15 protein-coding genes and 1 riboswitch are annotated in these 13,502 nt (G+C 42.5%); of the genes, 3 read left to right on the top strand and 12 right to left on the bottom strand.

What is annotated here, in order from left to right; genetic code table 11:
• Positions 1–34 precede the first annotated feature (34 nt).
• The gene (locus CKV62_RS01720; protein ID WP_095065212.1) at positions 35–1,006 is read left to right on the top strand and encodes a diaminopimelate dehydrogenase; all 972 of its coding nucleotides are present in this window, start codon (positions 35–37) and stop codon (positions 1,004–1,006) included.
• 112 nt (positions 1,007–1,118) lie between these two features.
• On the opposite strand, the gene CKV62_RS01715 is transcribed toward CKV62_RS01720, so the two are convergent.
• Entirely contained in the window at positions 1,119–2,291 is a 1,173-nt protein-coding gene (locus CKV62_RS01715) for a class I SAM-dependent methyltransferase (protein WP_095065210.1), read from the bottom strand.
• A gap of 392 nt (positions 2,292–2,683) precedes the next feature.
• Here CKV62_RS01715 and ychF point away from each other — a divergent pair, with 392 nt between their 5' ends.
• Entirely contained in the window at positions 2,684–3,790 is a 1,107-nt protein-coding gene (gene ychF / locus CKV62_RS01710) for a redox-regulated ATPase YchF (protein WP_095065207.1), read from the top strand.
• Between the two features lie 80 nt (positions 3,791–3,870).
• On the opposite strand, the gene CKV62_RS01705 is transcribed toward ychF, so the two are convergent.
• The 8 genes from CKV62_RS01705 to CKV62_RS01665 all read right to left on the bottom strand — a co-directional run bounded on the left by CKV62_RS01705 (position 3,871) and on the right by CKV62_RS01665 (position 8,949).
• The gene (locus tag CKV62_RS01705; RefSeq protein ID WP_095065205.1) at positions 3,871–4,107 is read right to left on the bottom strand and encodes a CsbD family protein; all 237 of its coding nucleotides are present in this window, start codon (positions 4,105–4,107) and stop codon (positions 3,871–3,873) included.
• Between the two features lie 189 nt (positions 4,108–4,296).
• On the bottom strand, positions 4,297–5,004 hold the full coding sequence (locus tag CKV62_RS01700; protein ID WP_095065203.1) for an NAD(P)H-dependent oxidoreductase: 708 nt from the start codon (positions 5,002–5,004) through the stop codon (positions 4,297–4,299).
• A 37-nt stretch (positions 5,005–5,041) separates the two neighbouring features.
• Positions 5,042–5,368 carry a winged helix-turn-helix transcriptional regulator gene (locus CKV62_RS01695; protein WP_095065201.1) on the bottom strand — a complete coding sequence of 109 codons (327 nt, stop codon included), beginning with the start codon at positions 5,366–5,368 and terminating at the stop codon, positions 5,042–5,044.
• Between the two features lie 394 nt (positions 5,369–5,762).
• Positions 5,763–6,446: a Fic family protein gene (locus tag CKV62_RS09620; RefSeq protein ID WP_095065200.1), complete on the bottom strand. Its 684-nt coding sequence runs from the start codon at positions 6,444–6,446 to the stop codon at positions 5,763–5,765.
• Between the two features lie 101 nt (positions 6,447–6,547).
• Positions 6,548–6,805, bottom strand: a complete 258-nt coding sequence (locus tag CKV62_RS01680) for a putative Se/S carrier protein (RefSeq protein ID WP_095065198.1) — start codon at positions 6,803–6,805, stop codon at positions 6,548–6,550.
• Between the two features lie 170 nt (positions 6,806–6,975).
• A complete protein-coding gene (yedF, locus tag CKV62_RS01675) occupies positions 6,976–7,581 on the bottom strand; it encodes a sulfurtransferase-like selenium metabolism protein YedF (protein WP_095065196.1) in 606 nt (201 codons plus the stop codon).
• Between the two features lie 121 nt (positions 7,582–7,702).
• Positions 7,703–8,734 (bottom strand): selenide, water dikinase SelD, encoded by a 1,032-nt coding sequence (selD, locus tag CKV62_RS01670; protein ID WP_095065194.1) that lies wholly within the window; start codon positions 8,732–8,734, stop codon positions 7,703–7,705.
• Positions 8,735–8,745: 11 nt separating this feature from the next.
• A complete protein-coding gene (locus CKV62_RS01665; RefSeq protein WP_095065192.1) occupies positions 8,746–8,949 on the bottom strand; it encodes a DUF951 domain-containing protein in 204 nt (67 codons plus the stop codon).
• A 674-nt stretch (positions 8,950–9,623) separates the two neighbouring features.
• Here CKV62_RS01665 and rbr point away from each other — a divergent pair.
• Positions 9,624–10,169 carry a rubrerythrin gene (rbr, locus tag CKV62_RS01660; protein ID WP_095065190.1) on the top strand — a complete coding sequence of 182 codons (546 nt, stop codon included), beginning with the start codon at positions 9,624–9,626 and terminating at the stop codon, positions 10,167–10,169.
• A gap of 146 nt (positions 10,170–10,315) precedes the next feature.
• Here the strand turns inward: rbr and thiM are convergent, their stop codons facing one another.
• From thiM to thiW, 3 genes are read right to left on the bottom strand one after another with little or no spacing between them, the layout of a single operon-like run.
• On the bottom strand, positions 10,316–11,833 hold the full coding sequence (thiM, locus tag CKV62_RS01655; protein WP_095065188.1) for a hydroxyethylthiazole kinase: 1,518 nt from the start codon (positions 11,831–11,833) through the stop codon (positions 10,316–10,318).
• A 34-nt stretch (positions 11,834–11,867) separates the two neighbouring features.
• Positions 11,868–12,656 (bottom strand): bifunctional hydroxymethylpyrimidine kinase/phosphomethylpyrimidine kinase, encoded by a 789-nt coding sequence (gene thiD, locus CKV62_RS01650; protein ID WP_095065186.1) that lies wholly within the window; start codon positions 12,654–12,656, stop codon positions 11,868–11,870.
• Entirely contained in the window at positions 12,656–13,135 is a 480-nt protein-coding gene (gene thiW, locus CKV62_RS01645; protein WP_095065184.1) for an energy coupling factor transporter S component ThiW, read from the bottom strand. The genes thiD and thiW overlap by 1 nt, the downstream gene beginning before the upstream one ends.
• 98 nt (positions 13,136–13,233) lie before the next feature.
• Positions 13,234–13,328, bottom strand: a riboswitch (TPP riboswitch).
• Positions 13,329–13,502 lie beyond the last annotated feature (174 nt).

The raw sequence follows: 13,502 nt of genomic DNA, 5'->3' as shown, positions 1-13,502 counted from the left end.
TGGAATTTACTTTAATTATATATAGGAGGCTAATATGAATATTCGTATCGGCATCGTCGGCTACGGCAATTTGGGCCGTGGCGTAGAAGCATCTGTTAAATTACAACCGGACATGGAACTGGTGGGCGTATTTTCTCGCCGAAGAGGTCTTAAAACTGTTTCCGGTGTTCCGACCTATACAATGGAAGATCTACCTAACTTCAAAGGGAAAATCGATGTTATGGTTCTTTGCGGCGGCAGCGCAACGGATCTTATCGAGCAGACACCGATGGTATCCAAATACTTCAACTGCATCGATTCTTTCGATACTCACGCACGTATTCCTGAACACTTCGCCAATGTAGACAAGGTGGCTAAAGAAGCTAAAACGGCTACATTGATTTCCTGCGGTTGGGATCCGGGTATGTTCTCCCTGCAACGTGTATATGCTGAAAGCATCTTGCCAAAAGGCAAGTCCTACACATTCTGGGGCCGCGGCGTATCGCAAGGCCACTCCGATGCAATTCGCCGTATCGAAGGCGTCGTTGATGCTCGACAATACACATGCCCCAAAGAGGAATATCTCGAAGCGATCCGCAACGGTGAAACACCTGAGGTTGACGCATACAAGGGGCACCTTCGCGACTGCTACGTAGTGGCTGCCCCTGATGCGGACAAATCAAAAATTGAAAACGAAATCAAAACTATGGAAAACTATTTCGTAGGCTATGAAACCGTGGTTCACTTCATCTCCCAGGAGGAACTCGATCGTGACCATAAGGGTATTCCACATGGCGGTTTTGTTCTTCGCTCCGGTGAAAGCACGGACGGCATACGTCACGTTGTCGAGTACTCCTTAAAGCTCGACTCCAACCCTGAGTTTACCGGATCCGCACTCGTTGCCTACGCACGCGGGATCTATCGTCTCGCTAAACACGGCGGCACAGGTTGCTACACCGTATTCGATATTCCACCGGCTTGGATTTCCACACATTCTGCCGAAGAATTAAGAGCACATTCTCTATAATAGAGCAAGGCCCTCATCGACTTAATAGATGAGGGCCTTTTTCATACACATTAAAAGAGAGACCATACCAGATGGTCTCTTTTTCGTTCTATTAACCTTATTTTACATTTAATTAATACCAGCGTGTTAACGGTAATTCATTCGTAACACCTTTTGTCATCAAAATTTGATGCAAGTCCATATTACCGATGTAGAAGCCTGCCGCACAGCCGCAGAGGTAAAGATCCCACATTCGTACGAATTCGCTGCCCCGTTTCGCTTCCACCTGTTCACGAACGCCTTGGAAATTGTTGTACCAATGCATTAGTGTCTTATAATAATGATACCGTAAACTTTCAACATCGATAACATTCATATCATAGTCATAAGCGAGACTGACCATTTCCCGAAGGGACGGCAGACATCCGCCGGGGAAGATATATTTACGGATCCAGGCACTTGTTTCTTTTTCAGACGGATCGCTGATATAGTGAAGCAGGAACAGCCCGCCGTCTTTAAGCATGTCCGACGCATCCTCCATATACAGAGGGAAATTAGGACGCCCTACATGTTCAAGCATGCCGATGCTGACAATGCGGTCAAAGGTACGTCCCGAAGCTGCTACATCACGATAATCTATAAGCTCGATTTCAACCTGTCCTTCAAGGCCATATTCTTTAATGCGTTCCTGCCCTTTTTTCCATTGTTCTTCGGAAAGAGTACACCCATAGCCCTTAACACCGTATTTACGAGCCGCCTCAATGAGAAGAAATCCCCAACCGCAACCGATATCAAGCAAGGTCATCCCCTCTTTTAAATACAACTTATCGAGAATATGATGAACTTTTTGATACTGCGCATCTTCGAGACTATCATTCTCACGCTTAAAATACGCACAGGAATAGCTCATGGTTTCATCGAGCCACAATTTATAGAATTCATTGCCTAAATCATAATGGGAGGATACTTGTTGTTTTTGATCTTTCTTTTTAAGACCTGCATTAAAGAGCGAACTAAGTACTTTCCGATTGATAGAGTCCTTTCCTACATGACCGAGGACTACACAAAGGGCTTTAAACAAATCCCCTTCAATTTCGATATCTTTACGCATATACGCTTCACCGAGGGCGAGTTCTGCGGATATCAACAGATCCTTCTTGGGAATATCGCGATTAACGATGACGGTAAACTCGGATTCTCCGTCACCGATCGTATATTCATTATCTCCAATTTTTACGGTGAAACAATGATCATTGAAACGTTCTAAATAATGTACTAAGAAACTATCAAATAGCTTGGAAAACATATTTAACTTCCTTTCCTATCAGCTTTCACTATATAGATTCAGAAATATATCATTAATATGGTCGGATAGATTCTATACCCTATCAATAGATACGCTCATAAATTATATCTATATAGTTACGGCAATTAAAAATCTATATTAATCCTATATTTAATATGAACTTATCAAATTTCTTGAGGTAACATATTTAACTCTATTTATATTATAGCACTTCTTTATAGCACTTCTAAATAATCTATTCTAAATTTATAGAACAACTCCATCGTATTAGTATGGTATAATATTTATTTGATAAGGTTTGTAACGAATTATTGATATAAACTTTCACAATGAACGAAATCGTCCACATATTCCATGTGGCATTATGTATTATGTATATCAAAGGTGGTACCATGAGCACAAATTTAGAAGTAGGCATTGTAGGACTCCCAAATGTCGGTAAAAGCACATTATTCAACGCTATTACCAAGGCCGGTGCGGAAGCGGCGAATTATCCGTTCTGCACCATAGAACCGAATGTGGGCGTTGTAGACGTGCCTGACGATCGTCTACAAGTATTGGCGGACATGTTCGGTTCCAAACGTATCCTGCCCGCAGCGATGCGCTTCGTAGATATTGCGGGACTCGTAGCGGGCGCATCTAAGGGCGAAGGTCTGGGCAACAAATTCCTCAGCCACATTCGTCAAGTGGATGCGATTGCACAGGTAATCCGTTGTTTCGACGACCCTAACATCACACATGTATCGGGTTCTATCGATCCGATTCGCGATATTGAAATCATCAATACCGAACTGTGCCTGGCCGACCTCGAATCCGTAGAAAAACGGAAGCAACGCATCGAAAAAATCGCTAAATCCGGCGATAAAGAAGCTCGTGCCGAACTACCATTGTTGGAACGCATCATCGAAGGTCTCGGAGAGGCAAAGCCGGTTCGTGCCCAAGGTCTCGACGAAGACGAAATGGATATGATCAAAGAATTGACTTTGCTCACGGCTAAGCCATCCCTCTATGTGGCCAATATATCCGAAGACGAAGTATCCGATTACTCCGCTAACGAGTACGTAAAACGCGTGGAGGAATACGCAAAAGCGGAAGGCTCCGGCATCGTAGTCGTATCCGCCCGTATCGAATCCGAAATCGCCGAATTATCCGATGAAGAAGCCGCTGCATTCTTAGAGGACCTCGGTCTTTCCGAATCCGGTTTGACGAAACTCATCAAAGCAAGCTATGCGCTCTTAGGCCTCATCAATTACTTCACGGCCGGCGAAATGGAGGCTCGTGCCTGGACCATCGTAAACGGTACAAAAGCTCCACAGGCGGCCGGTAAAATCCACTCCGACATCGAAAAAGGCTTTATCCGTGCTGAAATTGTATCCTTTGATGACTTACAAGCTAGCGGCAGTCAGAACGCCGCTAAGGAAAAAGGACTTGTACGCCTGGAAGGCAAAGATTACGTCATGAAGGACGGAGATGTAACACATTTCCGTTTCAATGTATAAACAAATTTATAATAACAAAAACCAGTAAATCACAGGATTTACTGGTTTTTTATTGCTATGTAATAGCTTTTTATATAAATTTATTTGTCATTTTTATTTAAAACATTTTTGACGCCGCTGATTGCACCATCTACGGCATCCTTAATGTCTTCAGTTGCTTTTTTAAGATCTTCAGTAACATCTTTAGCAACATCTTTAACTTTTGCCGCTGTATTTTCTACAGCACCTTCCGCTTGCATTTTCTTGTCACCGGTTAATTTACCTGCATTCTCTTTTAATGCACCTTTAGCTTGGTCAAGTTTTTCATCTAAGGACATGATTATGACTCCTTTCATTTAAACATATAATTTATGCATCCAGCCTAAAACGTTTTAGTTATTCATATATTCAACATTAAACACTTAAGCTATCTATATAAATTTATAAACATATCAATATATTTTATATCATATCATTCTACAATTAAAAATTAAATGAAAGGTTTCAGTTTAAGTATAGGAACGCAATCAAATCCCTCTTACGATTTCATCCATCGTGCGACGCGTCTTATTACGATGAGGTTCTTCATCACGATAGCCAAAGGCCGCCATTACGGCAATACCGAAATGTTTTGTATCAAACAAACCGAGTTCATCACCCAAGAATGCAGTCATCTTATCCTGGTTAAAACCTTCTAACGGACAGGAATCGAGGCCTTCATACGCGGCCATCGTCAACATGTTCGCCATTACGATATAAGCTTGTTTAGATGTCCAGTCGAATGCAGCGCGTTCAGACTCAAAGGTTTTGTAATCTTCCGTAGTAAACCCTGCATAGAAATCACGATATGCCGCATCAATTTCAGCAGGTAACTGTTTGACTTCTTCTTGAATATGACGAATATAAGGAGAATCAAATTCCAAATCGACCTTCTTGCGTGCCAGGATCACTACAAAATGACTGGCTTCTAGACCTGCCTGAATCCCCCAACCATAATCCTTCATTTTTTCTCTGATTTCAGGATTTTGAATCACCAACAATTGGAACGGTTCAAAACCAAGGGATGTCGGCGCCAAGCGTGCAGCCTGCAAAATGGCATTCCAATCTTCATCAGATATTTTTTTAGACGGATCAAACTTCTTGCACGCATATCGATACGTCATGGCATACTCCAGATCCTTACGGTCAAATTTAGGCGCTTGCAGTTTTACTGTTTCTATTTCATATTTACTCATTTGTATCTCCTTATTTAATACATAAAATAATCTGAAATCACTTTATCATATCCTGTTTATAGGTTCTTCCCCAGTCACACATAGCCATGATAATAGGTCGCAATGTTTCACCGAATTCAGTCATGCTATATTCCGTCTTAGGCGGCACTACAGGATAAATTTCCTTATGGATAACCCCTTCACCTTCCAGGTCTTTCAACTGCTGTGAAAGCATTTTTATCGTGGCCTGAGGAATCAACTTCTGTATTTCATTAAATCGCAACGTACCTTCCGTCATTAAATGAAATAAAATAATAGACTTATATTTACCGCCTACGACACTCAATGAAGCTTCAACAGGGCAGTTAAACTGTTTTTCTTCCATAGCCACCTCCTCACGTGCGTTCATAACCATTTCTTATTTAATAGTATCACGAGCCGCTCTGACCGACAAACTATTTCTCCTATTTATGAAAGCTTTTAGCAGCATGCACTAACCCGTCCAGCCAATCCTGATGACCATTAATCATAGGATTCGGCTTTGCTTGATGTAATTCTTTTGTCAATTAATAGCGTTCATTTTAGTATTCATAATAAGCTCCTTTATATTTATCAAAATCATTAATTTCGTCAGCTGATGATGTCAGTATAACCTCTATTAAACTTTCTAACAAGAACGCACAAAAAAGTCACATAGTTACAAAAAAGTAACCATGTGACTTTAGCTGTATAACCTCATCCGATTTACACATACATATTTAAAAGCTTTCAAAAATAAACTATCTAAAATTATGACCAAACAGGATCATTCGCTCCTTTTCCTGATTAAACAGGATGAAACCCAATTCATATAAACCATTTAAGTCGCCATCATTTAACAAAGTCATATACTCACCTCTATCATCTTTATTGATAATAATAGGCGCTAATTCCTGCTGTAAACAAGAATGCACAATAAGTGCTCTACCGGTCCGTCCATTACCATCGGCAAAAGGATGAATTCGTTCAAATTGTAAATGTTGTTCCATAATAGCTCTAATTTTATCTTCATCCGTAACCGCAATATCAAGTCGATACTGTAATGTATCGCTCCAATTTTTTAATGCTTCCGGCACCTGGTATGGCTTTGTCAGTTCAAAATCAGCACCAATCACCATATTTTGAACTACCTTAAATTGACCATTATCATCACGAATATGAGCTAATAATAATCTCTGCGTTTCTTTTATAGTTTCAATTGTTATCGGAGCTCGATAAGATTCCATTAAGAATGCTAAATATTCTCGATAATTGGATACCTCATAGAACTCGCGTAATTCCATTTTTCGAGGAATCATATTATCTAAGAGAATACTTTTTGTTTCTCCCTGTGTCAATGTATTACCCTCGATAGCCGTACTATGATGAGCCATGCGGACGATCATATCATCAATATATTCACGAGGCAATCTAAATCCGACCATATTTATCTCCTTATATAGCAAGAAATCCGTATGTCTATCATATCATAAATAAATAATACTCGATACTCAACTCGATACTCATCATTAAAAGCCTAAGTCTGCTACACCTTATACGGCACCGCCAGTTCACCTTTTTCATACCAGAATAATCCGGATGTACTGATGCGGTGCTCTTTTAATATAGTTTTTACATGATCCGCGATATCCGATTCTATTTCAATGGATAGACCGCACATGTCATGCAACTCCGGCGGCGTCGCCATCAGTTGATGAGGCACATTAAGTTCGAATAGAACCTTATCCGCCTTATCCCCAAAGTAATATGACGTAAATACGACGAGTAATTTTTTATTTTCCAATACCTCACCCCCTTGCCGGGAATCCTTTTACAAGAATCTTAAATGACTCATGATGACAAAGCCAGCCAAAAGATCAGATTGCAGTTTTACATTATAAAGTACACAGCCGACCTATATTAACATTACGCTATAGTTCCATTGCCCCCTAATGCCATTTATTTTAGCTTTTATTATAGCTTTACAATATTATCCCCCAGGATGGAGTCAGTAATAGCATACATATTAGTAATGCTGCCCACGCCCAGCTGGTCTTTAATGCCGAAATAATCGAGGCAGATACCGCATGCCGCAATTTCAACACCGACGTCAGCTAGCTTTTTAATGTTCTCTAAATGAACGGAATCATTTGTCACCATCTTAACACCGCTATTGATAAAGCAGATTTTGGATGGTTTTACATCGGCCTCAACCATGCACACCCAGAATGTTTTCATCAAATTGCGACCCAATTCCTCGCTGCCTTCACCGAGATAATCCTTTGTCATAAGGATAACGCGATTCCCATAATTCATAGGTGCACAGACAGTTTGTCCACCGCCGGTGCCATTTTCGCCGGGTGTCATGGTGAGATAAAACTCCTTACCATCTTGACGAATGGCCACGCCATAACCGCGGGATTTACCGAACTTTTCTACATTATCGCGACTCACCTCATTGTCTACAACGGTCGTAATAACCGCATCAGGATTAGCATCGCTCACTTTTTTGGTTTCAATAACAGGTTTCGGGCACAAACTGCCACGCACATCTACGGTCAATTCATTTTTCTTGCTCATCATACACCTCTTATCTATATCTCAATATATTTTGTAAAAATATCTATCTACAGATGATACTAAATTATAGATATAACATATAAATAGTTAAATAATTATCGTATATTACCTATTTATTCGATTATGCCGTTACGCGTACCGAAAGTCCACTGAAGCTTTCAACGGTTCCTACAATACAGGCACAATCTACATCCGCCTCATGTAGTGCCTCAACTAAGGCTGTTCCCTCGCGTTCAGGAACAGCGAATAGCAAACCGCCCGATGTTTGAGGATCAAACAGGATATCCATCCACACCGGATCAAGTTCCGCATTGACCTGCACATCGGTTATAGCCTTGCGGTTGCCGTATGACGCAGCCGGTACAAGTCCCATCTGAGCAGCCTCCACAACATCGTCAAAAAGAGGAATATCAAGTGCCTTGATATGAATCGTCACATCAGAAGCACTCGCCATTTCAACGGAATGCCCCATGAGACTGAAGCCCGTCACATCAGTACACGCATGAACCGTAAACGCGTGCGCCACCTCCGCCGCCATGCGATTCAACGTACTCATACTCGTTACAGCCTGTGCCGTTCCCGTCGGGAAAAGATCCCCTTTCAAAGCGTTATTCATGATGCCCGTTCCGATCCGTTTCGTTAAAACCAGTACATCGCCCGCTCGTGCACCTTTATTTTTCCAGATGTTATTTGGATTCACTTGACCTGTCACGGACATGCCGAATATAGGCTCCTTGTTCTCTATGCTGTGACCGCCCACAATAGCCGCTCCGGACTCGGCTACAATCGCCGCCGCACCATTAAGGACATCCGTCAGCACACCCTGTTCCACCAAAGGCACGGGAAAACCCACGATATTCATCGCTGTCAACGGCGTGCCGCCCATAGCATACACATCACTTAAGGCATTAGCGGCCGCAATTTTCCCGAATAAAGTCGGATCATTGACAACGGGCGTAAAGAAATCCAAGGTCTGCACCAATGCCAATGATTCGGATAGTTTATAAACCCCCGCATCATCCGCGCCGGTCATATCCGCCAATACATGCTCATTTGTTACGGGCATTACAGCTTTAAGAACGCGATTTAAAATGTGAGGACCGATCTTACATGCACAGCCTCCGCTTGTTACATAATCAGTGAGTCGAACCATAGGACCACCTCCTATTCAATTTCCGGTAAACGCGATACGATTTTCTTAACCGCTTTTTCAAACTTCGGACGCGGCATCAGCAGTTGATGTCCGCAACCGTTGCATACAATGAGAAAATCCGTGCCAATTCGCCTGATTTCCCATTGATCGCTACCGCAGGGATGCGACTTTTTCATCTGTACCACATCGCCCACATAATATCTCACAAACGCCATGATGCCTCCTTATACGGTATATAGTATTTATATACTTATTATACCTAAAATCCAAATGCTTATATAGGTGAAAGTATATATAACACAATTATCGAGCTCTAAACCAGAGCATAAATTATGAATTTGAATACCAGTTATAAGAAACTCCGGAGTCATATCTAAATAATAATGATTTTTCATTTGGTTATCATTCTCAATATCATTTTCTCCATTTCATGTAACTCCCTCACTTATCAACCTTTATTTTCCCGCACAAACACTGCATTGATAACTTTTATCATTTAGATTTTTTTCGAAATAAATTTTGTAAAAACACTTGCATTTCTCATTTAGTATGTTACAATATAGTCAACAATGATTATTCGTTAAGTATACGGATAGACCATTGTATATAAAACTGTTATATAAGCAAGTGCTAAACGGAACGAGTTAGGTAAGTACCGGTTCCATAAACAGGCAAGTGCCTCTTTCACTAAAGAACAGGTGTTCTTGACTATGTCGAAGTCGTCGATAAAACTTTCAGAATAAGTATTCTATTGTATCTAAACTTAAGTAGTCATGTAATACAGGGAATAAGTATTCCTACATATATTGCTTTCACGACCGGGTGGTTATGAAAATAAAACGTTAAGTAACATTCCAAGAAAACTGTAAGTACAAAGGAGACAATGAACATGGCAGAATTAAAAGGATCTAATACTGAAAAAAATCTTCAGGCTGCATTCGCAGGTGAATCTCAAGCATTCCAAAAATATACTTTCTACGCATCCGCTGCCCGCAAGGCCGGCATGAACGAAATCGCCGATTATTTCGAAGAAACGGCTCATAACGAATCCGCACATGCTAAATTGTGGTTCAAAGCGCTTCATGGCGGCGATGTATCTTCCGATATCGAAGCTAACCTTCGCGACGCCGCTGCAGGCGAAAACTATGAACACACTACCATGTACAAAGAATTCGCTGACGAAGCTGAAAAAGAAGGCTTTGCGAAAATCGCTTACCAAATGCGCGAAGTCGGCAAAATTGAAGCTCGTCATGAACAACGCTACCTTGCATTGGCTGCTCAAGTTTCCGGGAATAAAGTATTCCACAACGATCAACCGGTAGCATGGATCTGTGCCAACTGCGGTTACATCCATGTCGGGGAAGAAGCTCCTAAAATGTGCCCGGTTTGTGCACATCCACAAGCATTCTTCCACCGTTTTGTAGAATCCATCTAATCTGTAGGTACAGGTTTTATAAAACTGCAGGTGCAGACAACCTCTATTCAGTATGCACTGACAACTTCCTTAAAATACAAAAGACGATGACTCCGGTCATCGTCTTTTTTTGCCTTTATCGCGCTCTAACTGTTTTATTTAGCTTTCTATTTATCTTTAAAGATTTGTGTCAGCTGTTGTGCCGCCTCACAGGGATCATCCGCACCGGCTATAGCCGAAATAACCGCCACACCACATGCACCTTCATGTAAAACTTCCTTGGCATTATCCAGTGTAATGCCTCCAATTCCGACAATCGGCAACGATAAGCCTGCACGCTGCAGTTCTCCAATCCGCTCAGGTCCGCATAGCGCCTGCGCATCGGCTTTACTGCCCGTCGGATATACAGGACCGATTCCTGCATAGTCGGCATGGACGATATCTGTCTGCTTCAGTTCTTCCTGTGAATGAATTGAAATGCCCACTACCTTATGCCCCATATAGTTGCGAACAGACTCCAGATTCATGTCCTCCTGCCCCACATGAACTCCGTCCGCACCGACAGCTACGGCAAGTGCCACATCGTCATTAATGATATATAGCACATTATAGGCGGCGCAGATATTTTTCAGTTTCTGTGCCGTTGCCAGCTTGTCGATTCCGATTAGGGTGTTATCCCCTTTCTCCCGATACTGAAAGCAGGTCACACCGCCCCTACATGCGGCTTGAACGGTTTCCAGCAATGTATCTTCACTATGCCCTACATCCTGCGTGCCGCATATAAAATACACCTTTAACTGTTCAGGTACTATTACGGGCCGCATCGCATCAGCTTCATTCAGCACCGCATCATTCATCGTATACAGTTCATCGATGAAAGCCGTGCTGAAACTGCCCGATAACATACCGCACGCTTCAGCGGCTCTTTCACCGGCAATATCGTAATAGGCCAAAACATAGGCTAAAAATTCCGCCTGCGACAACCGGTTAAAAAAAATACCGCTGATGCTCATAAAAGCCGCTAATACAGCACCGAGTAAACATCCTGTTCCCGTCACGGATGTCATCAGAGGATGTCCGTGCGGCACGCTGTAAACACGTGTACCGTCAGACACATAATCAAGCGTTCCGGTAGCGACTACAGGACAATGAAGTAATCGGGATAAATTATATATTACAGATGAAATATCATCAACCTGTCCGCCATCGACACCTTGCCCGCTACCTGGCGAGGACTCATGCTGATTGTCATGAAGGGCAGCATAAACAGCTTTAATTTCACTCTGATTCCCCCGTAACAGGGATATACCTTGAGCGTCCAGTAAATCCAGTGCAACGGATAGACGATAGGATCCGGCGTGGCAACCGACAGGATCCAGTACGACCGGTACACGATGCTGTTTTGCCAAACGCAAGGCTGATTTATAATATTCAAATTTATCCGGCGTTACCGTTCCGATATTGATGAGCATAGCTGATGCATGAACTATGAGATTTTCCAAATCCTCCACACATTCACTCATCACCGGCGAAGCCCCTACTGCCAACAAACCGTTAGCGGTGAAAGTCTTAACCACATTATTAGTAATACAGACTACAAGTGGATTTTTCATCCGTAATTCCTGTAACATATGTAACTCCGTCCATGCACGGCCGCATATATACGGATTTTCCCGTTCTATCATTGCTCACCTCTATCATTCTATCCATCGCGCATCTCTATAGCTTCATCGCCATATGATTAACAGGACCGCAACCGTGTCCCAGCCCCGGATTATGTTTAATGGCAAGTGAAATATACTCCTTTGCGATACCGATTGCATCCATCACATCATGCCCCTTGGCAAGTTCTGCCGTAATGACGGCCGAAAAGGTGCAACCCGTACCATGCGTATGAATTGTATCGTATTTAGGGCTCGTCCAGCTGCGAGCTTCCCCCTTTTTTGTGAAAGCATAGTCCGTCGCACCTGTTCCTATATGTCCCCCCTTAATAACGACAACCTGCGGTCCCATATCCGATAATATACGCTTTGCCGCAATAGCGATATCTCTTTCACCGGAAATAGGCATATCCGCTAAAACCTCCGCCTCACTGCGATTCGGCGTAACCACTGCAGCCAAGGGAATAAGCTTCGTTTTCAGAAAATTGACCGCTTCATCGGACACAAGTCTATCTCCGCTGGTAGCAATCATGACAGGATCCATTACATACGGAATGGATTGATTCAAATAGGGATAGATCACATCCATCATCTCCGGTAGGGCAATCATCCCCGTCTTGACCGCTTGCGGCTCAATATCCGAATAAACATCGCTCAGCTGCCGTTCAATACTTTCAAGAGACACATGTTCCACATGATGAACGCCTGTCGTATTTTGAGCAACTACAGAGGTAACGATGGCCATACCGTAGACATGGCGAGTCTGAAAGGATTTTAAATCAGCCATAATACCGGCTCCGCCGCTCGGGTCCGTACCGGCTATGGACAATGCAGTATGTAGTTTCATTATGCCTCCTTATGTAATATGTTACGACGGAACAATATCTGTAATACTGCGAAACCAATGCACGCACCAGCAACAGAACTCATAAAGAAAGATATAATCAAGGTCAACAAGGACAACGGTTTGCCTAATAAGAAATTGGCCACCGGATAGCTGACAATAGCACCGATGAGACCTGTACCGATGGCTTCACCTAGAGTCGCCGCCCATATAGCGTTATACCGTTTATATAAAACCGATGATAACCAGGCCCCTATCATACTGCCCGGAAATGCCAACGGCGAGCCCAATGCCAGTATATTCCGCAGGCAGGATGTACCGAACGCCGCCCCCACGGCATAGCGGGAACCGACAAGAACAGCCAGTAAAACATTAATCATATGTTGAAACGGAAAGATACGGGCCGGACCTACAGGAATGAACGTGGTAGACAATACCACACCCAGAGCCATACAAATACCGGCGAGAATTAACTTTTTCATAATACCTCCTATACCGCCATGCATCCGCCACTCCGGGTACTTTACGAAATGCCCAACAAAAATGAGACCCTCCCCAAATGGAATGGTCTCACAATGCATTCTGTATCACTCCACTTTCCTACGCCGGTATTATCCGGATCAGGTCTAGGGTTTTGAACAGTCAATCTCAGCAAAAGCACCCCTAGTGGCAATATATTTTTATATTTTATTTATAACATTATTATAGAATCCATGCAACAAAAGAATATTATCAAAAACTTAATTTATATTTCTACATCAATAATATTATTATCGTGTTACAAATTAATCTAATTAACATACACTCTGATTGCTATATACGGGGTTATCTCCTAATAACCAAATCTAA

The sequence above is a fragment of the Veillonella rodentium genome, from assembly GCF_900187285.1.
GTDB classification, from domain to species: Bacteria; Bacillota; Negativicutes; order Veillonellales; family Veillonellaceae; genus Veillonella; species Veillonella rodentium.
The sequence above is the reverse complement of the archived record's forward strand: the minus strand, read 5'-3'. Positions and strand labels throughout refer to the sequence as shown.

What these genes read in the sequence shown, in the direction of transcription:
- CKV62_RS01720 (WP_095065212.1), top strand. Translation starts at nt 35, where the DNA reads ATGAATATTCGTATCGGCATCGTCGGCTACGGCAATTTGGGCCGTGGC.
- CKV62_RS01715 (WP_095065210.1), bottom strand. Translation starts at nt 2,291, where the DNA reads ATGTTTTCCAAGCTATTTGATAGTTTCTTAGTACATTATTTAGAACGT.
- ychF (WP_095065207.1), top strand. Translation starts at nt 2,684, where the DNA reads ATGAGCACAAATTTAGAAGTAGGCATTGTAGGACTCCCAAATGTCGGT.
- CKV62_RS01705 (WP_095065205.1), bottom strand. Translation starts at nt 4,107, where the DNA reads ATGTCCTTAGATGAAAAACTTGACCAAGCTAAAGGTGCATTAAAAGAG.
- CKV62_RS01700 (WP_095065203.1), bottom strand. Translation starts at nt 5,004, where the DNA reads ATGAGTAAATATGAAATAGAAACAGTAAAACTGCAAGCGCCTAAATTT.
- CKV62_RS01695 (WP_095065201.1), bottom strand. Translation starts at nt 5,368, where the DNA reads ATGGAAGAAAAACAGTTTAACTGCCCTGTTGAAGCTTCATTGAGTGTC.
- CKV62_RS09620 (WP_095065200.1), bottom strand. Translation starts at nt 6,446, where the DNA reads ATGGTCGGATTTAGATTGCCTCGTGAATATATTGATGATATGATCGTC.
- yedF (WP_095065196.1), bottom strand. Translation starts at nt 7,581, where the DNA reads ATGAGCAAGAAAAATGAATTGACCGTAGATGTGCGTGGCAGTTTGTGC.
- selD (WP_095065194.1), bottom strand. Translation starts at nt 8,734, where the DNA reads ATGGTTCGACTCACTGATTATGTAACAAGCGGAGGCTGTGCATGTAAG.
- CKV62_RS01665 (WP_095065192.1), bottom strand. Translation starts at nt 8,949, where the DNA reads ATGGCGTTTGTGAGATATTATGTGGGCGATGTGGTACAGATGAAAAAG.
- rbr (WP_095065190.1), top strand. Translation starts at nt 9,624, where the DNA reads ATGGCAGAATTAAAAGGATCTAATACTGAAAAAAATCTTCAGGCTGCA.
- thiM (WP_095065188.1), bottom strand. Translation starts at nt 11,833, where the DNA reads ATGATAGAACGGGAAAATCCGTATATATGCGGCCGTGCATGGACGGAG.
- thiD (WP_095065186.1), bottom strand. Translation starts at nt 12,656, where the DNA reads ATGAAACTACATACTGCATTGTCCATAGCCGGTACGGACCCGAGCGGC.
- thiW (WP_095065184.1), bottom strand. Translation starts at nt 13,135, where the DNA reads ATGAAAAAGTTAATTCTCGCCGGTATTTGTATGGCTCTGGGTGTGGTA.